Source organism: Streptomyces sp. URMC 123 (assembly GCF_051386515.1).
Lineage (GTDB): Bacteria > Actinomycetota > Actinomycetes > Streptomycetales > Streptomycetaceae > Streptomyces.
This window is the reverse complement of record NZ_JBPQTV010000001.1, coordinates 48,335-69,378: the sequence shown is the minus strand read 5'-3', so window position 1 is coordinate 69,378 and position 21,044 is coordinate 48,335. Positions and strand designations below refer to the sequence as shown.

Sequence of the window (21,044 nt, the reverse complement as noted above, 5' to 3'; positions counted from 1 at the left end):
GCAGTCATGAGCATTGCCCCGGACAGCGCCGTCCGCGCCTTCATCGCCGATCACCGTGCCGCCTTCCTCGACGACCTCGCCGACTGGCTGCGCATCCCCTCCGTATCGGCCGACCCGGCCCGCGCGGGGGACGTCCGGCGCAGCGCCGCCTGGCTGGCGGGCAAGCTCGGCGAGACCGGCTTCCCGGTCGCCGAGGTCTGGGAGACGGCGGGCGCCCCGGCGGTCTTCGCGGAGTGGCCCTCCGACGACCCCGACGCCCCCACGGTGCTCGTCTACGGCCACCACGACGTCCAGCCCGCCGCCCGGGAGGACGGCTGGCACACCGAGCCGTTCGAGCCGGTCGTGCGCGACGGACGGCTGTACGCGCGCGGCGCCGCCGACGACAAGGGGCAGGTGTTCTTCCACACCCTGGGGCTGCGGGCGCACCTCGCGGCGACCGGCCGCGCCGCCCCGGCCGTCCACCTCAAGCTGCTCATCGAGGGCGAGGAGGAGTCCGGCTCCCCGCACTTCGCCGACCTGGTGCGGGACCGGGCCGACCGCCTCGCCTGCGACGCGGTGATCGTCTCGGACACCGGCATGTGGTCCGCCGACACCCCCACCGTCTGTACGGGCATGCGGGGGCTGGTCGAGTGCCAGATCGATCTGTACGGGCCGGCCCAGGACATCCACTCCGGCTCATTCGGCGGCGCGGTGCCCAACCCGGCCACCGAGGCGGCCCGGCTGGCGGCCGCCCTGCACGACGAGGACCGCAGGGTGGCCATCCCCGGCTTCTACGACGGTGTGATCGAGCTGACCGCGCAGGAGCGGGAACTCTTCGCCGAGCTGCCCTTCGACGAGGCGGCCTGGCTCCGTACCGCGCACTCGCACGCAGTACTGGGCGAGGCCGGCCACACCACTTTGGAGCGGATCTGGGCCCGCCCCACCGCCGAGGTCAACGGCATGGGCGGCGGCTACCAGGGCCCGGGCGGCAAGACCGTCGTGCCCTCCAGCGCCCTGCTGAAGCTCTCCTTCCGGCTGGTCGCGGGCATGGACCCGGACGCGGTCCAGGACGCCGTGCGCGCCTGGGTCGCCGAGCGGCTCCCGGAGGGCATACGCCACGAGATCACCTTCACCGGCGCCACCCGCCCCTGTCTGACCCCGCTCGACCACCCGGCGCTGCGATCGGTCGTCCGCGCCATGGGCCGCGCCTTCGAGCAGAAGATCCGCTTCACCCGGGAAGGCGGCTCCGGGCCCGCTGCCGACCTCCAGGACATCCTGGGGGCGCCGGTGCTCTTCCTCGGCATCTCCGTGCCGTCCGACGGCTGGCACGCACCGAACGAGAAGGTCGAGCTCGACCTGCTCATGAAGGGCGTGGAGACCACCGCGTACCTGTGGGGAGACCTCGCGGAGTCCTGGCGGGACCGCTGAGGCGGTCGCGCCCCGGACCGCCGACGCCCGCGCGCCCCGGACCGGCCCGGCCGGCCGCGCGCACACCGGATTACCACCCGTTTCAACAGGGGGAGTTGGAAGCGACTGTGACCACCTGGACCGAACACATGACCGCCGAACAGATCCCGCTCACGGCCGCCAGCGGCATCGACCGTGCCACGCACCACCGGCTGGACGAGGCGTACCTGGCGGCCGCGTGGAGCCACCCCACGACCCGGGTGTTCGTGGTCTCCGGCGGCCAGGCGCTGGTCGACGACACCCCGGACGGGCGCACCGAGCTGGTGATGACCCCCGCCTTCGAGGCGCCCATCACCGAGACGCACCGCTACTTCCTCGGCGTGGACGAGGACGGCGTGCGCTACTTCGCGCTGCAGAAGGACGCCCTGCCCGGCCGGCTGGACCAGTCGGCGCGGCCCGCGGGACTGCGCGAGGCCGGGGCTCTGCTCTCCGACCGCGACGCGGGGCTGCTGGCCCACGCCGTCGCGCTGGAGAACTGGCAGCGGCTCCACCGGTTCTGCTCGCGCTGCGGGGAGCGCACGGTCATCGCCGCGGCCGGGCACATCCGGCGCTGCCCGGCCTGTGGCGCGGAGCACTACCCGCGCACCGACCCCGCCGTGATCATGCTGGTGACGGACGCGGAGGACCGGGCGCTCCTCGGCCGCCAGGTGCACTGGCCGGAGGGCCGCTTCTCGACCCTCGCGGGCTTCGTGGAGCCGGGCGAGTCCATCGAGCAGGCCGTGGTCCGGGAGGTCTTCGAGGAGGCCGGTGTGCGGATCGGTGACGTGGACTACGTCGCCAGCCAGCCCTGGCCGTTCCCCTCCAGCCTGATGCTGGGCTTCATGGCCCGCGCCACGTCCTCGCACATCGAGGTCGACGGCGAGGAGATCCACGAGGCGCGGTGGTTCTCGCGCCGGGAGCTGCGCACCGCCATCGAGTCGGGCGAGATGCTCCCGCCGAGCGGCATCTCGATCGCCGCTCGACTGATCGAGCGCTGGTACGGCGAGTCGCTGCCCACCGGGCCGCGCTGACCGCACGGGAAAAGGCGTCGTGAAGAGGGCCCCGGACTGTGTCCGGGGCCCTCTTCCACGCTGCCGCGTTCGCGCCGCCGCGGCGCCCGTCCCGCTGTCGTCGAAACGCCGCGGTGAGCCGCGTCAGGACGCCAGGGCCTGCTTGACCTGCACCAGGCTCGGGTTCGGCATGGCGATCGGCTCGCCGCCGCTCTCCGGGACCACCAGCACGGTCGGCACCAGCTGGTTGCCGTTGTTGACCTTCTCCACGAGCTTCGCCGATTCCGGGTCCTGCTCGATGTTGATCTCGGTGTACGCGATCCCCTCGCGGTCCATCTGGCTCTTCAGCCGGCGGCAGTAGCCGCACCAGGTGGTGCTGTACATCGTCACAGTGCCCGGCATGGGTCATCGGCTCCTTCGTGGAGGGGAGGGTTGCGGTGGGAGAACGCGCCACCGCGCCGTACCATTCCCGCGCACGCCGGGGGAGCGCGGGTCGGCGCTCGCCGGAGCGGCACGTCATCCGGTCCCATGGGTCACTGTTGTCCCAAGGGACCCATGGGCCCCAGGCGCCCCGGCCGATTAATACGACCGCAGGGGCCGGGCTGTGGACAACGTGACCCGGCCGCCTCCCGAGACCTGGCAGCATGGCGGGGTGACATCAGCAACGCACTCCTCGCTCTTCCCGCAGGTTCCGACGGCGGCCGATCACGCGGTCCCGCCGCGGGACGCCGACGCGGTGCTCGACGGGCTCGACCCCGAGCAGCGTGAGGTCGCCACGGCCCTGCACGGGCCGGTCTGCGTGCTCGCCGGAGCCGGCACGGGCAAGACCCGCGCCATCACCCATCGCATCGCCTACGGCGTGCGCGCGGGGATTCTGCCGCCGGCCAGCGTGCTGGCCGTCACCTTCACCAACCGCGCCGCCGGCGAGATGCGCGGCCGGCTGCGGCTGCTCGGCGCGGGCGGCGTCCAGGCCCGGACGTTCCACTCCGCCGCCCTGCGCCAGCTCCAGTACTTCTGGCCGAAGGCCGTCGGCGGGGAGGTCCCCCGGCTCGTCGAGCGGAAGATCCAGCTGGTGGCCGAGGCCGCCGCCCGCTGCCGCATCCGGCTCGACCGCAACGAGCTGCGCGACGTCACCGGCGAGATCGAGTGGTCCAAGGTCACCCAGACCGTTCCCGAGGACTACCCCGCGGCCGCCGCCAAGGTCGCCCGGGAGACGCCCCGCGACCCCGCCGAGATCACCCGCATCTATGGCACCTACGAACAGCTGAAGCGCGACCGCGGGGTGATCGACTTCGAGGACGTGCTGTTGCTGACCGTCGGCATCCTCCAGGACCGGCCGGACATCGCCGACCAGGTGCGCCGCCAGTACCAGCACTTCGTGGTCGACGAGTACCAGGACGTCAGCCCCCTGCAGCAGCGGCTGCTGGAGCTGTGGCTCGGCGACCGGGACAACCTCTGCGTGGTCGGCGACGCCAGCCAGACCATCTACTCCTTCACCGGCGCGACCCCCGACCACCTGCTGGACTTCCGCACCCGGCACCCGAACGCCACCGTGGTGAAGCTGGTCCGCGACTACCGCTCGACCCCGCAGGTGGTGCACCTCGCCAATGGGCTGCTGGCCCAGGCCCGCGGCCGGGCGGCCGAGCACCGCCTGGCGCTGGTCTCCCAGCGCGAGGCGGGCCCCGAGCCCGTCTACCAGGAGTACCCCGACGAGCCGGCCGAGGCCGAGGGCACCGCCCGCCGCATCCGCGAGCTGCTGGACGCCGGCGTCCCCGCCAGTGAGGTCGCGGTGCTCTACCGCATCAACGCCCAGTCCGAGGTCTATGAGCAGGCCCTCGCCGATCAGGGCGTCCCCTACCAACTGCGCGGAGCGGAGCGCTTCTTCGAGCGGCCCGAGGTGCGGGAGGCCGGAGTGGCCCTGCGCGGCGCCGCCCGGGCGGGTGCCAACGACACCATGCTCGACGCCGCGGAGGACCTGCCCTCCCAGGTGCGGGCCGTCCTCGGGACCAAGGGCTGGACCGCCGAGCCCCCCGCGGGCTCGGGGGCGGTGCGCGACCGCTGGGAGTCGCTGGCCGCCCTGGTGCGGCTGGCGGAGCAGTTCGCCGCGAGCCGCGCGGCGGCGGGCGACGGGACCGGTGCCGGCCTCGCCGAGTTCGTGGCCGAGCTGGACGAGCGGGCGGCCGCCCAGCACGCCCCGACCGTCGAGGGCGTCACCCTCGCCTCGCTGCACGCGGCCAAGGGCCTGGAGTGGGACGCGGTCTTCCTGGTCGGCCTGACCGAGGGCATGATGCCGATCACCTACGCCAAGACCGATGAGCAGGTCGAGGAGGAGCGGCGTCTGCTCTATGTGGGTGTCACGCGCGCCCGGGTCCATCTGACCCTCTCCTGGGCCCTCTCCCGGGCCCCCGGCGGCCGGGCCTCTCGACGGGCCAGCCGCTTCCTGACCGGGCTGCGGCCGGGCTCGGGTGCCCGCGGCGCCGCGGCGGGCGGCGCCGGAGGGATCGAGCGGGGCAGCGGCAGCCGGCGCAAGCGGCGGGGGCCGGTCCAGTGCCGGGTCTGCGGACGCACCCTGACCGACGCGGGCGAGATGAAGCTGATGCGCTGCGAGGGCTGCCCGTCCGATCTCGACGAGGCCCTCTACGAGCGGCTGCGGGAATGGCGCATGGAGCAGGCGAAGGAGCTCGGCCAGCCGGCGTACTGCGTCTTCACCGACAAGACGCTGATGGCCATCGCCGAGGCGGTGCCGGCCACCGAGTCCGAGCTGGCCGGCATCTCCGGCGTGGGCCGGCGCAAGCTGGACCGGTTCGGCGCCGATGTGCTCGCCCTGTGCGCCGGCGAGGAGCCCCCGGGGAAGGCCGCGGACGAGCCGTCGGACGAGGCGGCTGACGAGCCGTCGGAAGGCTGATCGCAACTCGTCGAAAAAATAGTTTGCGCATGCCGCCGCGATCCCCATAGCCTTCCGAACACGGAAACAGCGCTTCTGGAAGCGGCTGAATCCGTGCTGTACTGAAGAGACCCCAGGACCGGTCCCGACCGGTCCCCGAGACGCCGAGAGGAGGCGAGCCCAATGATCACCAACACCAAACTGGCCGGTCGTACGGTCGTCGCCTCCTGCCTGCCCGGCGCTCTCGCCTTCCGTGGCACCGGTGTGTCCGGCGGCGCGGACGTGCGGCACGTCGAGCGCGGCACTGTCGCGATCATCGATCGACCGGTTCAGGCGCCAGTGGCAGCCATGGGGCAGGCGCACGCCTACGCCCCGCCGGCCCCGGGTGCCGACCTCCAGCTGAAGTGGACCAATGGCGCGTTCCTCGCCACCGGTCTGTCTTCCGCAGCCGAGCAGTACTTCACGATGCGGGCCTTCCGCGGGCTCGAACCCTGGAGAGATCCAGCCTGATCGCATCGATCAGGTCGGCACCTTCCAGGGCCGCGGAACCCGAACCGGGAACCGCGGCCCTTTTCGTTGCCGGAGCACAGCTCTCTTCGGCAGCGGATTCGGAAAGCGCCCCGGTACCGACCGAGTCCCCGGCCCACAAGGCCGGGCCAACAGACGAGGAAACACCGACCGTGCACAGCCCCGCGCACGCCCCGTCCGTACCGCGTACCGAAACCGTCCCGCCGCCCGGCTCCACGGAGGTCCCCTTGACTCAGCTCACTCAGCTCACCGCGCTCGACCAGGAGATCGAGCGCCTCGGCGAGCTCGTCCCCTGCCGCAGCTACGACCCGGAGGTCTTCTTCGCCGAGTCGCCGGCCGATGTCGAGTACGCCAAGTCGCTCTGCCAGACCTGCCCGCTGCGCGAGGCCTGCCTCGCCGGCGCCAAGGACCGCCGTGAGCCCTGGGGTGTCTGGGGTGGTGAGCTCTTCGTCCAGGGAGTGGTCGTGCCCCGCAAGCGGCCGCGTGGCCGTCCGCGCAAGAACCCGGTCGCGGCGTGACAGCGGCACACCGGAGGCCGACCCCCACCTTCCCTCCGGGCCCCGGCACCATCGACCGCCCCTTGACGCACGGCTCCACGAAGCAGGTCCCCACCGTGAACCCCACTCACCGCATTCCCACGCCGAACCACTCGAGCGCGCCTCGGGCGCGCCACCAGAACAGGACCCTTGAAATGCAACTCATCCCAGAAGCCCTGGCCCGTGCTCATATGCAACAAAGGCGGCACGAGGCCGAATCGGAACGCAGGGCCGCGCGCCTGGTCGCCGCCCGGCGCATGCAGCGCCGGGCCGAGCGGGCCTCGCTGCGCGCCCGGCGCGCGCTGGCCATGGCCGTGATGCAGTAATCGGGCATCGGCCCGAGCCATCGCGCCAGCCGCTGGGCCGGTCCCCCGAGGACCGGCCCAGCGGTGCGTTGTGACCGATCTCACCCGCCCGTCGGGGATATCGTCGTCGGGTGGACCAGAAGACTCATCACCCGGCCGACCGGGGTGCCGGGTCCGGCGCCATCCGCTGCAGCCGCTGCGGAGCCACCGCCGAGGGCCCGACCCCGCCCGTCACCTGGACCTGCTCCGTCGAGAATCACCGTCGCCACTACTTCTGCGAGAACTGTTCCCGGGACAACATCCGCTCCATCGAGGGGCGCCTCGACTCCTCCTGGTGGTAGCGGCGCCGCCCGATGCCTCGGCCGGACCGCCGAAGGCCGGCGGTCTGCCGAAAACCGCGGGCCACCGGAGGCCGACGGCCACCGGAGGCCGGCGGGCCACCGGAGCGCGGCCGGAGCGGCGGCCGGGCCCCGGTGGCGCCGGCTCAGGCCCCGGCGCGGCGCTCCCGCCGGCCCAGGTCACCCACCTCGGTGCCCTCCCGCTCACCGGGGCCGCCGTCGCCCGAAAGGCCCTCGGGCGCCTCGGCGCTCCTGGTGGCGAAACCCGGCAGCCATGCCTCCAGTTCGTCCCGCATCCGCACGGTCGCCCCCAGCTGGCACAGGACGCCGATGGTGCTCAGCGTCACCCGGTGGATCAGCAGATACGCGGGCGGCAGATTGATCCGCTTGCCGAGCTGATAGGCGGGCGAGCGCGGATCGGCGATCCTGGCCGCCTGCTGGCGCATCCAACCGCGGCTGAAGGTGAACTCCTCCGACCGCGCCGGTTCGATGATCGGCAGCAGATAGTCGAGCATCGCCTGCGGGTCGAGTTCGATCGTCGGTTTGACGAACCCCTCCTCGCAGAGCATCTCGTATACCGTCTCCGCGTTCCCGTCGAGCGTCATCCGCAGCGCGGAGCCGATCGTGGGCGGCAGCCCGTCGGGCAGCCGGTCGACCGTCCCGAAGTCCAGCACGCCCAGCCGCCAGCCCTCCGGGGAGTCATCCCCGGCCTCCCCGGCCACCAGGCGGAAGTTCCCGGGGTGCGGATCGGCGTGGAGCAGGCCGGTGCGCGCCGTGCCGGAGAAGAGGAACCGGGCCAGCAGCTGCCCCGCCCGGTCCCGCTCCGCCTGACTGCCGTCGGCTATGACCTCGGACAGCGGCACCCCGTCCAGCCACTCGGTGATCAGCACCTGGTCGCCCTGACGCACCACCTGGGGCACCACCACGTCCGGATCGCCCGCGAACTCCTCCGCGTGCGCCTGCTGGGCCTTCGCCTCCAGGGAGTAGTCCAGCTCCTCCGACACCCGGTCGCGCAGCTCCGATATCAGGGGCTTGACGTCCATCCCCGGGATCAGCGGGCCCAGCAGCCGGGCGAACCGCCCCAGTTGGGCCAGGTCCGACAGCAGCGCCTCACCGGCCCCCGGGTACTGCACCTTGACGGCGACCGGGCGCCCATCGTGCCAGACGGCTCGGTGCACCTGTCCTATCGAGGCCGCGGCCGCCGGCCGGTCGTCGAACTCCCGGAAGAGGTCGCGCCAGTCCGCCCCCAGCCGCTCCTCCAGCACGGTGTGCACCGTGCGGGTGGGCATCGGCGGCGCCGCCTCCTGCAACTTGGTCAGTGCCGCCCGATAGGGGCCGGCGATCTCCTCGGGCAGGGCCGACTCGAAGACGGACAGCGCCTGGCCGAACTTCATCGCCCCGCCCTTGAGTTGCCCGAGCGTCGCGAAGAGCTGCTCCGCCGTGCGCTGCTGCAGCTCATTGGCGATGATCTCGGCGGGCCGGCCACCGATGCGCTTTCCGATGCCCAGCGCGGTGCGGCCCGCGAAGCCCAGGGGGAGTGCGGCGAGCTTGGCCGTACGAACCACGGCCTTGCGTGGCAAATCAGACATGCGTGCGTCCTTCCACGGTCCCCAGCGCGTCGGAAGCGCCGCTTCTGAGCCCCGATGCGGCCCGCCCGGCCAACCTCACTGGCGGCTCGGCCAATCCGGCGGCCCACCGGACCGCCATGCGGGGAAGATCAGACATTCGCCCCTCCAACTCCCACCGGACTCTCGGGGGTCGCCCCCCACTCCTCGCCGTGGCCGGCGAGGCACCCGGTCATTGTCCCGTGTGGCCGGAAGCGGGCGGAGGGGGATTCCTCGTCGCGGCGGCGGTGACGGCATCGAGGGGCTCGGAGGCTCCGCAGGAGCAGTGCGCGGAGGGGGAGATCCACGACGGGCGTGTGATCAGATCCGGCAGGGCCACCTCCAGCCGTCCGCCCACACTGACCGGCGGCCGGCCGTCGAGGAAGCTCAGCGCGTGGGCGGCCGCCAGCCCCGCCACCACGCTCGTCAGCGCGGTGTCACCGGCGGGCACTCCCGCGCGCCGCGCCGAACGTCCCGACCGCCACTGGGCCAGCAGCAGCGGCCACCAGGGCTCCCGCTCGGTCCGCTCCAGCTCCAGGCAGCCGGCGCACGCCGACTCGCCCGGCAGCACGAGCGGCCCCACCACACCGGTCGCCTCGATCACCCCCGCGTACAGATGCGGCGTCCCGGACGCCATGAGCGGCTCGGCGGCGAGGGGATCGGGGGCGTAGGCGGCGAGGCCGTCGCGGGGCGCGAGGACGGTCAGCGCCAGCCCCGGCTCGGCGGCCCCGGCCGATGAGCCGGCCGATGAGTCGTCGCCCCGGCGGGAGCCGGCGCGGCAGGGCTGCGCCGCCGCCTCCCGAACGGCCCGCCGGGCCGCCGCGTCGCGCCGCTCGCCCACCGCCGTCGTCGGCAGCCCCGCGGGGTGCGTGTCCCAGGGCTCGACGCAGCCGCCGTCCACCGTGTCGACCTGTCCCACGCCGGCAGCCGACAGCGCCGTCGCGATGGCCGTGCCGAGCCGGCCGGTGCCCCGTACCCGCACCCTGGCCCGGCGGCGCGCGGCCAGCAGCCGGGACGGCGCCCCCGCCTCGGGGTGCAGCACGCTGAGCGAGGCGAGATCGGGGCGGAGGCGATCGGGCGCGGTGGACCGTCCCGGGGAGTCCTCCAGCACCCCGGCCGCCGCCAGCCGGCCCATCAGCGCGTCGACGTGACCGTCCGGGAGGCCGAGGGCGTGCGCCTCGCGCCGCAGCAGGGGCATGCCGCGGGTGCCGTCGAGAAGGTCGAGAAGGCTGGCCGTCGCCGTGTCCACCGGCCCCAGGGTCACGGCGTGCGCCGCGGTCACTCCCAACTGGAGGGTCTGCCGGTCCCGCCAGCCGCGGCGCAGCGCCGGCTTGAGCGCCGGGTGGTCCGGGATGGCCGACGGCGTGTCGCGGGGTGTCCCGCCGTGCGCGATCGCGTCGTGGGTGGTGCCGTGCGCGCGCTGTGCCGTGCGGTGCGCGACCGCGCGCGCCCCGGTCGTGCCGTGCGCGGCCTCGTGCTGCGTCGTCCCACGTGCGACCACGTGCTGTGTCACCGTCATGTCCGCCCCCGTGATGTGTCGATCGGACGCCATCCGTCGTCCGGTCCCCAGCATGCGACGCGGCGGTGATCGGCGCGGCGAGTTGTCCACAGGCCGGGGGCGTTAGTCATACAAGTGGTGGGCGGTTGGGGGGATCGTCGGCGAACCCTTCGAGGGGCGGGACGGCACCGGCTCCCAGCGGGTAACGTCGGGGCGTGCCCGCCGACCCACCCCACTTCGCCGGAAAGGCGCAGGACAGCACTGTCGGAAGCCGGCCGCCGCGCGCCTCGGCGACGAGCGCGGTCGAGGTCCGAAGGAGCGCACGCCGCCGCCGAACCGTATCCGCCTATCGCGAGGGTGACCGGACCGTCGTCCTCATCCCGGCCCGGATGACCGAGGCCGAGGAGCGGCGCTGGGTGACCGTGATGCTGGACAAACTGGCCGCGCAGGAGAGCAGGCGCGTGCTGGGGGACAGCCAGCTCGTCGCCCGGGCCGAGCGCCTCTCGGCCCAGTACCTCGGCGGCCGGGCGCGCCCCGCCTCGGTCCGCTGGGTGACCAACCAGAACACCCGATGGGGCTCCTGCACGCCGGCCGAGGGCAGCATCCGGCTCTCGCACCGCCTCCAGGGCATGCCGGACTACGTGATCGACTACGTCCTCCTGCACGAGCTCGCGCACCTTCTGGTGCCCGGCCACGGCGCGGCGTTCTGGCGGCTGCTGGAGACCTACCCCCGTACGGAGCGGGCCCGCGGCTATCTGGAGGGGGTCGCCGCCGTCGATCACCTGCCGCACCTCCCCGCCGCCCGCAGCGAGTGAGGCCCTCGGCCCCCGGCCCCGGCACGCTCAGGAGCTGGGAGCCGGGAGCCAGGAGCCAGGAGCCACGGGCAGGCCGGCGGCCAGGGGCCACGGCCGCGACAGCGCGCCCGCTACGCCGCGCCCGAGCCCTTGAGCAGCGCGCGGGTGCGCTCCGCCAGCCGCCGCACCGATGTGTCGGCGACGTCCGCCACCTCGTCGTACGTGAACCAGCGCAGATCGAGCGACTCGTCACTGATCGCCTCGACCGCACCCGGCGGGGCCACCGCCGCGTACTGCACGTCCAGGTGCCACGCGCAGGGGGTGTGGTGCCGGTCCAGCCGGACCGGGCCGCCCGGCAGCAGCGTCAGAATGCCGATGCCGGACTCCTCGGTCGCCTCCCGCAGGGCGGCACCGGCCAGGGTGGAGTCCTGCTCCTCGCAGTGCCCGCCCATCTGCAGCCACATGTTCAGCTTGCCGTGCAGCGTCAGCAGCACCCGGTCGGCCGACGGGTCGACGACCAGGGCGCTCGCCGTGATGTGACCCTCGCGGCAGGACCGCCACATGCCGTCGGGGCGCGCGGCCAGATGGTCGCCGTACTGCAGGCGCAGGCGCTCCTGCTCGTCGTCCGGGGCGGCCCACTCCTTCAGGACGCGTGCCGCGTCCTCGCGCAGGCTCACTTCTCGCCGTCGTCGTTCGGCCGCTCGGACTGCCTGCGGTCCTTCCCCTCGGGCTCCCCGGCGTCCCGCCCCGTGGACTCGCCGTCCTGCCCCTGGGGCTTCCCGCCGCTCTCGGCTCCATCGCGCGACGCGGCCTCGGTGTCCTTGGCGCCCTCGTCACCCTTGGCACCCGTGTCGCCCTTGTCGTCCTTCGTCAGGGACGGCCGGGCGCCGCCGCTGCCCGCGGCCTCGCCGAGCATCTTGTCCAGCTCCGAGAAGTCGAGCTGCTCGCGGTGGACGAAGCCGTCCGGGTCGTCCAGGTCGTGGGCGGTCGGCAGCATGTCGGGGTGCTCCCAGAGGGCGTCACGGCCCTCCATGCCCCGGGCGTCCGTGAGCGAGGCCCACAGCCGGGAGGCGTCCCGCAGCCGGCGCGGCCGCAGCTCCAGGCCGATCAGCGTGGCGAACGTCTGCTCGGCCGGACCGCCGCTGGCGCGCCGCCGCCGGAGGGTCTCCCGCAGCGCTCCCGCGGAGGGCAGGTGCGGCGCCGCCGCGGCGTGCACCACCGCGTCGACCCAGCCCTCGACCAGCGCCAGGGCGGTCTCCAGCCGGGCCAGCGCCGCCTTCTGCTCCGGGGTGTCCTCCGGCTGGAACATGCCCTGCTGGAGTGCTTCCTGGAGCTGCTCCGGGTGCGTGGGGTCGAGCTGGCCGACCACGTCCTCCAGCTTGGCCGTGTCGACCTTGATCCCGCGGGCGTAGCCCTCGACGGCACCGAACAGATGCGAGCGCAGCCACGGCACATGGGCGAACAGCCGCTGGTGGGCGGCCTCGCGCAGCGCCAGGTACAGCCGCACCTCCTCCTGGGGGACGCCCAGGCCGGCGCCGAACGCCGCGATGTTCACCGGCAGCAGCGCGGCCTTGCCGGCCGGGCCCAGCGGCAGCCCGATGTCGGTCGAGCCGACCACCTCGCCCGCCAGCACGCCCACGGCCTGCCCGATCTGGGTGCCGAACATCGCGCCGCCCATGGAGCGCATCATCCCGAGCAGCGGGCCGGCCATGGCCTGCATCTCCTCGGGCAGGACGCTGCCCATGGCCGCGCCCACGCGCTCCGCGACCGGGTCGACGAGGTCCTTCCACACCGGCAGGGTCGCCTCGACCCACTCCGCGCGGCTCCAGGCCACGGCGGAGCCGGAGCCGGAGGGCAGCGAGGTGACGCCGTCCAGCCACAGGTCGGCCAGCCGCACCGCCTCCTCGACGGCGGTGCGCTCGCTCGGCGAGACGCTGGCGTCCTTGGTGCCGTCGGCGGTGCCCTGCGCGACGGTCTGGCGGGCGATGTCCTTGGCCATGTCCCAGTTGACGGGGCCGCCCTCGTAGCTGAGCATCTGCCCCAGCTGCTGGAAGGCCGCGCCCAGGTCGCCCGGGTTCAGCGAACCGAACATCGCGGCGAACGGGTTGTCCGCCCCGCCGCCCGCGCCGAACCCGAACGGATTCGCGGGGCCCTGGTTACCGCCCTGACCGCCTTTCTTCTTGCCGTTGTCGCCGTCCTCCGGCTCCTCCGGCGGAAGGCCGAATCCGAATGGGGTGTCACTCACGGGTTTCCTCGGCTCTCAAGGCCGCCGGCTGAGGCCGACGGCGACTGCCCGACTACACGACCAGCGTAGACACCCCGCCCGGGGGAGGGCTCGGTGCTTCGCTGTCCTGAGGCCTGCGGCAGGATGGACGACACCTGGTCCGTACGGGCATGCACACGTACGTACTGCTGACAACCGCTGGAGACGCCCGGTGAGTTCCCCAGACCGAGAAGTTCGCGCAGCGCGAAACGGTTCAGCCCGTGCCGCGCGGCGGCCCGTCGTGGCCGTCACCGGCGCCGCCTCAGGCGTCGGCGCCCTGCTCACGCAGCGGCTGACCGAGTCCGAGGAGGTCAAGCACGTCGTCGCCATCGACGAGCGGCGCGGTGAGGTGAGCGAGGCGCAGTGGCATGTGCTGGATGTGCGCGACCCCGCCATCGCCGAGCGGCTGCGCGGCGTCGACGTCGTGGTCCACCTCGCCCTCGACCTGGACCTGGAGAGCGACGACGCCGCCCGTACGGCGTACAACGTCCGGGGCACGCAGACAGTCCTGACGGCAGCGGCGGCGGCCGGGGTGCACCGGGTCGTGCTGTGCACCTCGGCGATGGTCTACGGCGCCCTGCCGGACAACGACATCCCGCTCGCCGAGGACGCGGAGCTGCGGGCCACGGCCGACGCCACCGGGGTCGGAGATCTGCTGGAGATCGAGCGGCTGGGCCGCCGGGCGCCCCGGGCGCACCCCGGTCTGAATGTGACGGTGGTCAGGCCCGCCATCCTGGTCGGCGGCACGGACACGGCCCTGACCCGTTACTTCGAGTCGCCGCGACTGCTGGTGGTCGCCGGCTCCCGCCCCACGTGGCAGTTCTGTCATGTGGAGGACCTGGCCGCAGCACTGGAGTACGCCGCCCTGGAGAAGGTGGAGGGCGAGCTCGCGGTCGGCTGCGACGGCTGGCTGGAGCAGGAGGAGGTCGAGGAGCTCACGGGCATCCGCCGGATGGAGCTCCCGTCCTCGGTGGCCCTGGGCGCCGCCTCGCGGCTGCACCGGCTGGGCCTCACGCCCTCCCCGGCGGGCGACCTGGCCTACACGATGCACCCGTGGGTGGTCAGCGGCAGCCGGCTGCACGACGCCGGCTGGCGGCCGAAGTGGACCAACGAGGAGGTGCTCGCGGAGCTCCTGGAGGAGGTCGCGGGCCGGCACACGGTCGCCGGGCGCCGGCTGGGCCGCAAGGACGCCACGACGCTGGGCGCGGCGGGCGCGACGGTCGCGCTGGTCGGCACGGCGGCGCTGGTGCGCAGGGCCCGCAAGGCGCGGCGCAGGCTCTGAGGCTCGGCGCAGGCTCCGAGGCCCGGCGCAGGCGCTGACGGCCGCGGGCCGGGCCGCGCCGTACGGGGCCCGTGGGGGCGTGCGAGCCGGATCATTGTTCCCCGCCGGGTGCCTGGGGCACGATGGTCCGCATGGTAGGCACGTACGATCATCAGGGGGCGCGGGCGCACCCCGATCCGATCCGGCTGCTGGCGGTCCGCGAGGCGCCCCTGTCGGTGGACGAGGTCTTCGCCGCCGTCGGCGACGACGCCGCGGGCGGTACGGCGCTCTTCGTCGGTACGGTGCGCGACCACGACGGTGGCGCGGGGGTCACCGCGCTGGGGTACTCCGCGCACCCGACCGCCGAGGCGGAGCTGCGCCGGGTGGCGGAGAAGGTGGCCGCGGACTTTCCCGTTCGGGCGATGGCGGCCGTGCACCGTGTCGGTGATCTTGTCGTGGGGGATCTGGCGGTGGTCGTGGCCGTCTCCTGCCCGCACCGCGCCGAGGCGTTCGCCGCGTGCCGCCGGCTGATCGACGACCTCAAGCGCGAGGTCCCCATCTGGAAGCACCAGTCCTTCACGGACGGCACAGAGGAGTGGGTCGGCGCGTAGCGCCTCCGTGTGGGGTGGTGGTCGGGCGACGGGTGGGCGCGTAGCAGAAGCGCTATGCACCCACTCCAGGGGGCGCACGGAGCACATCCGCGCCGTCACGCGCGCGCAACGCGCCGCCCCGTACTCCAATACGCCCGTCACCGTGGCTCTTCCGGCTCTCTCGCCTGCTCCTTCCGGATGGTTCCCTGTTGTGTGACTCCACCCCCGAGGGAAGCGTTCATCGTGCGGATGGTTAATCTGCTCATCGGTCAGTCGTGATTGTTTGGGGTCGGGAGGCCGGCATGGCGGCGCTCGCTTGGTTGCTCATTCCGGTGGCGGCGGCGCTCATCGCCGCCCTGTGGGCGAGCTGGGCCGCCCGGAACCGCAGGATCGGCGACGTGGCCGAGCTGGCCGGTTACGCCCGTTTCCGGGAAGCGATGGAACGTTCCCGCTCGGGTTCGGACGCCGCCTGAGCCTCGTGGCCCCCGCGTGTCGCCCGTAGGCCTGTCCCGCACCGGCCCGGCGGGCGCGCTGTCGGACCCGTCCCGTACTGTCGTTCCATGCCGCGCCGCACCGTGACGATGCTCGCCTCCACCCTGATGTTGATCGCGCTGCTGTGTGTCGGGGTGCTGATTCCCGTGCCGTATTCGGAGATGTCCCCGGGCCCCACGGTGAACACCCTGGGTGACCACGGCGGCGAGCCGGTGCTGCAGATCTCGGGTCACGAGACCTACCCCGCGACGGGCCACCTCAATATGACGACGGTCCGCGTGACCGGCGCCGAGTACCGGATGAACCTCCTGGAGGCGGTCTACGGCTGGCTGTCGCACGACGACGCCGTCGTGCCGCACGACACCCTCTACCCCCGCGGCCAGACGGCCGAGCAGGCCAACCAGGAGAACGCCGAGGAGTTCAGCCAGTCGCAGGAGAGCGCCAAGGCGGCCGCCCTGCGCCAGTTGAAGATCCCGGTGGGCTCCCGCGTGGTGGTCGCCTCCGTCGTCAAGGACAGCCCCGCCCAGGGCGCGCTGCACGCCGGGGACGTCATCAAGGCCGTGGACGGCGAGCCGGTCGAGGCCCCTGGCGATGTCGTCAAGCTGGTCACCAAGCACAAGCCCGGCGAGAAGGTCGACTTCTCCGTGATCCCGGCCCAGGACGCCGCCGCGGCGGAGAAGGCGCGCAAGGAGCCCGGGGGCGCCCGTACGGTCACGATCACCACGGACAGAGCTCCGGACGGCGACCGCGCCATCGTCGGCATCAAGGCCGACACCGACCACACGTTCCCCTTCGAGATCGACATCAAGCTGGCCGATGTGGGCGGCCCCAGCGCCGGCCTGATGTTCGCCCTCGGGATTGTCGACAAACTGACCCCCGGCAACCTCACCGGCGGGAAGTTCGTGGCCGGCACCGGCACGATCGACGACAAGGGCAAGGTCGGTCCCATCGGGGGCATCCAGATGAAGACCGTCGGCGCCCGGGCCAAGGGCGCGGAGTACTTCCTGACCCCCAAGGACAACTGCGCGGCCGCCGCCAAGGACGTGCCCGAGGGTCTCACCCTGGTGAAGGTGGACACCATCGAGGACGCCGTGACGTCCCTGGAGCGCATCAGCGCCGGCAGCACCGAGGGGCTGCCGCGCTGCACGGCGAGCTGAGCGGCACGCCACGAGCGGCCCGAGGCGCGTACGACGTCCCTGGACCGTACGACGCCACGGCCCGGGTCGTACGACGGCCCGGGTCGTACGACGCGACGGGCCGGGCCGGGACCGTACGGCGGCCGACCGGGGCCGTCAGTCCGCGAAGGTCGCGGCGAGCGCCTCGGCCAGGCCCGGAACCAGATCGGACCCGGTGAGCACCTCGGTGGGCGAGTCCTTCTCGCGCAGCCGGATCGCGGACTCCCGCGCGCCGTCCCGCAGCACCGCCACGGTCATCCGGACCTCGCGCCGCTCCGGGTGGGAGGCGACCCACGCGGCCAGCTTCTTCTCGCTCAGCCCCTTGGGAACGGTGCCCTCCGCCGACGGCGGCAGCATCAGCCGCTCCACGGTCAGGGCGCACCCCGTCACCGCGTCCGGCCAGGCGATCGTGGCGAGGAACTCGTCGAGCGCCGCGCCGGCCGGCAGCTCGTCCTGCTCGATGGGGGTCAGCGAGCCGGCCGCGGCCTCCTCGTCGAGCCCGAGCTGAGCGGCGAGCTCCGGCTCCCGGCCGCGCAGCCGCGCCGTGTCGACCAGGGCGAAGAGCCGGGCGGGCTGGTCCCAGCCGAGGCCCGAGGCGTATTCGTCGATCTCCAGCACGGCTCGGGTGAGCGGGCTGGCGGCCATCGGGGTCGAGGGAACGGGCGACTGGGGGTCCGGAGTGCCGGGGGAAAGGTTGGGCATGTGAATATCCTGCCTCCTTCGCCCCCCGAAATGGGAACTGGGTAAAGCTTGAGTAAGTTGCATGAGTGGGCCTCTACTATCGCGGGGCCCGCTCATACGACAGCGAAACTTCGAGGTGCGCACCTTGGCTTTCCAGATGCCGGACCGCGGCGGAGGCCCTACAGGGCCGCGGATCAGAGTCGGCCGACCGTCCCGGCGGGTCCGGACCCTGCTCATGACATTGGGCGTGCTGGCCGTGCTGGCCATGCTCTTCGTCATGTTCGCCGGGTTCTGGACGGACTGGCTCTGGTATCGCTCGGTCCACTACTCATCGGTCTTCACCACCACCCTGTGGACCAAGATCGGCCTGTTCTCCGTCTTCGGTCTGCTGATGGCCGTCGCCGTGGGATTCAACATCTGGCTGGCGCACCGGCTGCGGCCGCCGTTGAGCGCGATGTCGCTGGAGCAGCAGAGCCTCGACCGGTATCGCATGGGCATCGCGCCCTACAAGAAGTGGGTGCTGATCGCCGTCACGGCGCTGGTCGGCCTCATCGCCGGTGCCGCGGCCTCCGGTCAGTGGCGGACCTGGCTGCTGTGGGTGAACGGTGTGCCCTTCGGCGAGAAGGACGCCCACTTCCAGAAGGACGTGGCGTTCTACGCCTTCGACCTGCCCTGGTACCGCTTCCTGCTGAGCTTCGGCTTCGCGGCCGCGGTGCTCTGTCTGGTCGCCGCCGCGCTGGTGCACTACCTGTACGGCGGGCTGCGCATCACGAGCCCCGGCTCGCGCGCCACCGCCGCCGCCACCGGCCACCTCTCGGTGCTGCTCGGCATCTTCGTCTCGCTCAAGGCGGTCGCCTACTGGCTCGACCGCTATGGGCTGGCCGTCAAGTCCAGTGACCTCAAGTCCACGCACGGGTGGACCGGTCTGCGCTTCGTCGACGCCAACGCGTACCTCCCGGCGAAGACCATTCTGTTCTGCATCGCCGTGATCTGCGCGGTGCTGTTCTTCGCCACCCTGTGGCGGCGCACCTGGCAGCTGCCGGTCATCGGCTTCGGCCTGATGGTGCTGTCCGCGATCCTGATCGGCGGCCTCTACCCCGCGATCGTGCAGAAGTTCCAGGTCCAGCCCAATGAGCAGGCCAAGGAAGCGCAGTACATCGCGAAGAACATCGAGGCCACGCGCGCGGCGTACGGCATCGACAAGGCGCAGGTCACCGACTACCCCGGGATCAGCGACACCAAGGACGACAAGCAGCTGCGGGCCGATGTGGACGCCACCGCCAGCATGCGGCTGCTCGACCCCAACATCGTGTCGCCGACGTACCAGCAGCTCCAGCAGGTGCGTGGCTACTACGGCTTCCCCAGCACCCTGGACGTCGACCGCTACAAGGGCCAGGACGGCAAGGACCAGGACACGGTCATCGGTCTGCGCGAGCTGAACATCAACGGCATTCCCGAGCGCAACTGGATCAACGACCACTTCAAGTACACCCACGGTTTCGGCGTCGTGGCGGCCAAGGGCACCACGACCCAGAGCGGCGGTGCCCCGGAGTTCACCGAGTCCGAACTGCCGGCCAAGGGCAGCCTCAGCCCCTACGAGCAGCGGGTGTACTACGGCGAGAAGACCACGCAGTACTCCATCGTGGGCGGTCCGCAGAAGGAGCTGGACTACTCCGACGACAGTGGCGAGAAGCCGTACAGCTACACCGGCAAGAGCGGGGTGAGCCTCTCCAGCCCCGTCAACCGGGCCGCGTACGCCGTCGCGTTCGGCGAGCCGCAGATCCTCTACTCGGGAGCGATCGGCAAGGACTCGCGGATTCTCTACAACCGCACGCCCAAGGAGCGCGTCGAGTCCGTCGCGCCGTGGCTGACCATCGACGGCGACGCCTATCCCGCGGTCGTCAACAACCGCATCCAGTGGATCGTGGACGCCTACACCACGTCCAACGGCTACCCGTACTCCTCGCGTACGACGCTGGGTGACACCACGGCCGACTCGCTGACCAACGGGCAGCGCGCCGTGGTGGCACAGCAGAACCAGGTCAATTACATCCGCAACTCGGTGAAGGCCACCGTGGACGCCTTCGACGGCACGGTGAAGCTCTACGAGTGGGACACCGAGGACCCGGTGCTCAAGACCTGGAAGAAGGCGTTCCCGGGCACGGTCGAGCCCAAGAGCGCCATCGACCCGGAGCTGATGCGCCATCTGCGCTACCCGCAGGACCTGTTCAAGGTCCAGCGGGAGCTGCTCACCCGCTACCACGTGACCAGCCCCGCGCAGTTCTACAGCGGCAGCGAGGTGTGGCAGGTGCCGGACGACCCGACGCAGAAGTCGGGCAACGCCGTGCCGCCGTACTACCTCAGCATGCGGATGCCGGACCAGAAGGCCCAGACGTTCTCGCTGACCACGACGTTCACGCCCAACCGGCGGGAAAACCTCGGCGCCTTCATGTCCGTGGACGCCGACGCCACCAGCGGCGAGTACGGCAAGATCAGAATTCTGAAGCTGCCGTCGAACAGTCCGGTGTCGGGACCGCAGCAGGTGCAGGCGAAGTTCAACTCCGAGACCGAGATCGCCAATGAGATCAACATTCTCAAGAGGGGCGACTCCGAGGTCGAGTACGGCAACCTGCTCACGGTGCCGCTCAGGGGAGGCCTGCTGTACGTCGAACCGGTGTACGTCCGGGGCGCGGGGGCCAACTATCCGCTGCTGAAGAAGGTGCTGGTGTCGTACGGCGACAAGACCGCGTTCCGGAACACCCTCGGGGAGGCGCTGGACGAGGTCTTCGGCACCAAGGGGCCGGAGCCCACGAAGCCGCCGGCCGAGGGCACCACGCCGCCGCCGGTCACCGACCCGACGGTGAAGCAGGCGGTGGAGGACGCCCAGAAGGCGTTCGACGCGGGACAGAAGGCGCTGGAGCAGAAGAACTGGGCCGACTACGGCAAGGCCCAGGACGACCTGAAGACGGCTCTGAAGCGCATCGCGGAGGCGGAGCAGAGGGCGGCGCAGCGGAGTGGCGGCGGCTTGCGGCTCGGCGGTCAGCAGTCCGGCGGCTAACCCCGAGCGGCTGACTCGCCGAAGTCGCACCCGGTCGGCCGGTCGGCGCACCGCCGCCGGCCGGCCCGGCCGGGACGGGGCCGAATGCCCCCGCCGTCCGGCCGGTGAGGGCATCACCCCACGTCGTGGTACGGTTGAGACACAACGACGCGGGGTGGAGCAGCTCGGTAGCTCGCTGGGCTCATAACCCAGAGGTCGCAGGTTCAAATCCTGTCCCCGCTACTGGAGAAAGGCCCGGAGTCAATCTGACTCCGGGCCTTTCGCTTGTGTGGGGGACACCGTGGCTCAGGCGTTTGGTGAGTTGTCGTGTCGGGAAGTCGACAAAACGCCGAAGTGACTTCACTGGCTGCGGTATACCAGGTGTACGCGGGTTGCAGGTGGTGCGACGATGGCCCTTATGGGGGACAAGGCAGAACTGTTGGGCTTCGCCTCCGATTGGGTGGTGAAGAGCGAAGGCGGAGCGGCGGCGGACACGGAACGGCCGGTGGACGACCCCGGCCGGGTGACCGCCTACGAGTCGCCGGTCACCACTTCGCGCTGCCCCGAACCCCGCTCCGCCGACGCCCTCACCACGGACGCCGAGGAGGAGACCCGCCACCGCC

General features: G+C 72.3%; 19 protein-coding genes and 1 tRNA gene. 14 read left to right on the top strand and 6 right to left on the bottom strand.

Translation table 11 applies throughout. From position 1 onward, the window contains the following. Window positions 1-6 precede the first annotated feature (6 nt). Together ACSNOD_RS00325 and nudC are read left to right on the top strand one after the other, a co-directional pair. Complete coding sequence (locus ACSNOD_RS00325) at window positions 7-1,407, top strand: dipeptidase (protein ID WP_436764621.1); 1,401 nt, start codon at window positions 7-9, stop codon at window positions 1,405-1,407. A gap of 107 nt (window positions 1,408-1,514) precedes the next feature. Continuing rightward, window positions 1,515-2,456: an NAD(+) diphosphatase gene (gene nudC, locus ACSNOD_RS00320; RefSeq protein WP_436764620.1), complete on the top strand. Its 942-nt coding sequence runs from the start codon at window positions 1,515-1,517 to the stop codon at window positions 2,454-2,456. A gap of 123 nt (window positions 2,457-2,579) precedes the next feature. Here the strand turns inward: nudC and ACSNOD_RS00315 are convergent, their stop codons facing one another. Beyond that, window positions 2,580-2,837, bottom strand: coding sequence for a glutaredoxin domain-containing protein (locus tag ACSNOD_RS00315; RefSeq protein WP_436764619.1), 258 nt, complete (start codon window positions 2,835-2,837; stop codon window positions 2,580-2,582). A 250-nt stretch (window positions 2,838-3,087) separates the two neighbouring features. Here ACSNOD_RS00315 and ACSNOD_RS00310 point away from each other — a divergent pair, with 250 nt between their 5' ends. The 5 genes from ACSNOD_RS00310 to ACSNOD_RS00290 all read left to right on the top strand — a co-directional run bounded on the left by ACSNOD_RS00310 (window position 3,088) and on the right by ACSNOD_RS00290 (window position 7,029). Then, the gene (locus tag ACSNOD_RS00310; RefSeq protein ID WP_436764618.1) at window positions 3,088-5,340 is read left to right on the top strand and encodes an ATP-dependent DNA helicase UvrD2; all 2,253 of its coding nucleotides are present in this window, start codon (window positions 3,088-3,090) and stop codon (window positions 5,338-5,340) included. 162 nt (window positions 5,341-5,502) lie between these two features. Further along, complete coding sequence (locus ACSNOD_RS00305; RefSeq protein WP_436764617.1) at window positions 5,503-5,829, top strand: hypothetical protein; 327 nt, start codon at window positions 5,503-5,505, stop codon at window positions 5,827-5,829. Between the two features lie 170 nt (window positions 5,830-5,999). Continuing rightward, complete coding sequence (locus ACSNOD_RS00300; RefSeq protein ID WP_436764616.1) at window positions 6,000-6,365, top strand: WhiB family transcriptional regulator; 366 nt, start codon at window positions 6,000-6,002, stop codon at window positions 6,363-6,365. Further along, window positions 6,362-6,709, top strand: coding sequence for a hypothetical protein (locus tag ACSNOD_RS00295; RefSeq protein ID WP_436764615.1), 348 nt, complete (start codon window positions 6,362-6,364; stop codon window positions 6,707-6,709). Before ACSNOD_RS00300 ends, ACSNOD_RS00295 begins: the two co-directional genes overlap by 4 nt. A gap of 110 nt (window positions 6,710-6,819) precedes the next feature. After that, on the top strand, window positions 6,820-7,029 hold the full coding sequence (locus ACSNOD_RS00290; RefSeq protein ID WP_436764614.1) for a hypothetical protein: 210 nt from the start codon (window positions 6,820-6,822) through the stop codon (window positions 7,027-7,029). A gap of 143 nt (window positions 7,030-7,172) precedes the next feature. Here ACSNOD_RS00290 and ACSNOD_RS00285 read toward each other — a convergent pair whose 3' ends face one another. Then, window positions 7,173-8,615, bottom strand: a complete 1,443-nt coding sequence (locus ACSNOD_RS00285; protein WP_436764613.1) for an ABC1 kinase family protein — start codon at window positions 8,613-8,615, stop codon at window positions 7,173-7,175. Between the two features lie 208 nt (window positions 8,616-8,823). Beyond that, complete coding sequence (locus ACSNOD_RS00280; protein ID WP_436764612.1) at window positions 8,824-10,149, bottom strand: ThiF family adenylyltransferase; 1,326 nt, start codon at window positions 10,147-10,149, stop codon at window positions 8,824-8,826. Window positions 10,150-10,343: 194 nt separating this feature from the next. On the opposite strand from ACSNOD_RS00280, the gene ACSNOD_RS00275 reads away from it, so the two are divergent. Then, complete coding sequence (locus ACSNOD_RS00275; RefSeq protein ID WP_436764611.1) at window positions 10,344-10,943, top strand: M48 metallopeptidase family protein; 600 nt, start codon at window positions 10,344-10,346, stop codon at window positions 10,941-10,943. A 110-nt stretch (window positions 10,944-11,053) separates the two neighbouring features. On the opposite strand, the gene ACSNOD_RS00270 is transcribed toward ACSNOD_RS00275, so the two are convergent. After that, window positions 11,054-11,599: an NUDIX hydrolase gene (locus ACSNOD_RS00270; RefSeq protein ID WP_436764610.1), complete on the bottom strand. Its 546-nt coding sequence runs from the start codon at window positions 11,597-11,599 to the stop codon at window positions 11,054-11,056. Next, complete coding sequence (locus tag ACSNOD_RS00265; RefSeq protein ID WP_436764609.1) at window positions 11,596-13,167, bottom strand: zinc-dependent metalloprotease; 1,572 nt, start codon at window positions 13,165-13,167, stop codon at window positions 11,596-11,598. Before ACSNOD_RS00265 ends, ACSNOD_RS00270 begins: the two co-directional genes overlap by 4 nt. Before the next feature lie 190 nt (window positions 13,168-13,357). Between ACSNOD_RS00265 and ACSNOD_RS00260 the strand changes: the two genes are divergently transcribed. The 4 genes from ACSNOD_RS00260 to ACSNOD_RS00245 all read left to right on the top strand — a co-directional run bounded on the left by ACSNOD_RS00260 (window position 13,358) and on the right by ACSNOD_RS00245 (window position 16,685). Next, window positions 13,358-14,467 carry an NAD-dependent epimerase/dehydratase family protein gene (locus ACSNOD_RS00260; RefSeq protein ID WP_436764608.1) on the top strand — a complete coding sequence of 370 codons (1,110 nt, stop codon included), beginning with the start codon at window positions 13,358-13,360 and terminating at the stop codon, window positions 14,465-14,467. A gap of 122 nt (window positions 14,468-14,589) precedes the next feature. Continuing rightward, complete coding sequence (locus ACSNOD_RS00255) at window positions 14,590-15,057, top strand: molybdenum cofactor biosynthesis protein MoaE (protein WP_436764607.1); 468 nt, start codon at window positions 14,590-14,592, stop codon at window positions 15,055-15,057. A gap of 281 nt (window positions 15,058-15,338) precedes the next feature. Beyond that, window positions 15,339-15,509 (top strand): hypothetical protein, encoded by a 171-nt coding sequence (locus tag ACSNOD_RS00250; RefSeq protein ID WP_436764606.1) that lies wholly within the window; start codon window positions 15,339-15,341, stop codon window positions 15,507-15,509. 87 nt (window positions 15,510-15,596) lie between these two features. Further along, entirely contained in the window at window positions 15,597-16,685 is a 1,089-nt protein-coding gene (locus tag ACSNOD_RS00245; RefSeq protein ID WP_436764605.1) for a YlbL family protein, read from the top strand. Between the two features lie 135 nt (window positions 16,686-16,820). On the opposite strand, the gene ACSNOD_RS00240 is transcribed toward ACSNOD_RS00245, so the two are convergent. Next, window positions 16,821-17,405, bottom strand: coding sequence for a PPA1309 family protein (locus tag ACSNOD_RS00240; protein WP_436764604.1), 585 nt, complete (start codon window positions 17,403-17,405; stop codon window positions 16,821-16,823). Between the two features lie 136 nt (window positions 17,406-17,541). Between ACSNOD_RS00240 and ACSNOD_RS00235 the strand changes: the two genes are divergently transcribed. Together ACSNOD_RS00235 and ACSNOD_RS00230 are read left to right on the top strand one after the other, a co-directional pair. Further along, a complete protein-coding gene (locus tag ACSNOD_RS00235; RefSeq protein WP_436764646.1) occupies window positions 17,542-20,442 on the top strand; it encodes a UPF0182 family membrane protein in 2,901 nt (966 codons plus the stop codon). A 148-nt stretch (window positions 20,443-20,590) separates the two neighbouring features. Then, a tRNA-Met gene (locus ACSNOD_RS00230) sits at window positions 20,591-20,664 on the top strand. Window positions 20,665-21,044 lie beyond the last annotated feature (380 nt).

Coding starts and splice junctions, on each gene's coding strand:
- ACSNOD_RS00325 (WP_436764621.1), top strand. CDS start 7: ATGAGCATTGCCCCGGACAGCGCCGTCCGCGCCTTCATCGCCGATCAC.
- ACSNOD_RS00315 (WP_436764619.1), bottom strand. CDS start 2,837: ATGCCGGGCACTGTGACGATGTACAGCACCACCTGGTGCGGCTACTGC.
- ACSNOD_RS00305 (WP_436764617.1), top strand. CDS start 5,503: ATGATCACCAACACCAAACTGGCCGGTCGTACGGTCGTCGCCTCCTGC.
- ACSNOD_RS00285 (WP_436764613.1), bottom strand. CDS start 8,615: ATGTCTGATTTGCCACGCAAGGCCGTGGTTCGTACGGCCAAGCTCGCC.
- ACSNOD_RS00280 (WP_436764612.1), bottom strand. CDS start 10,149: ATGACGGTGACACAGCACGTGGTCGCACGTGGGACGACGCAGCACGAG.
- ACSNOD_RS00255 (WP_436764607.1), top strand. CDS start 14,590: ATGGTCCGCATGGTAGGCACGTACGATCATCAGGGGGCGCGGGCGCAC.
- ACSNOD_RS00250 (WP_436764606.1), top strand. CDS start 15,339: ATGGCGGCGCTCGCTTGGTTGCTCATTCCGGTGGCGGCGGCGCTCATC.
- ACSNOD_RS00245 (WP_436764605.1), top strand. CDS start 15,597: ATGCCGCGCCGCACCGTGACGATGCTCGCCTCCACCCTGATGTTGATC.
- ACSNOD_RS00240 (WP_436764604.1), bottom strand. CDS start 17,405: ATGCCCAACCTTTCCCCCGGCACTCCGGACCCCCAGTCGCCCGTTCCC.
- ACSNOD_RS00235 (WP_436764646.1), top strand. CDS start 17,542: ATGCCGGACCGCGGCGGAGGCCCTACAGGGCCGCGGATCAGAGTCGGC.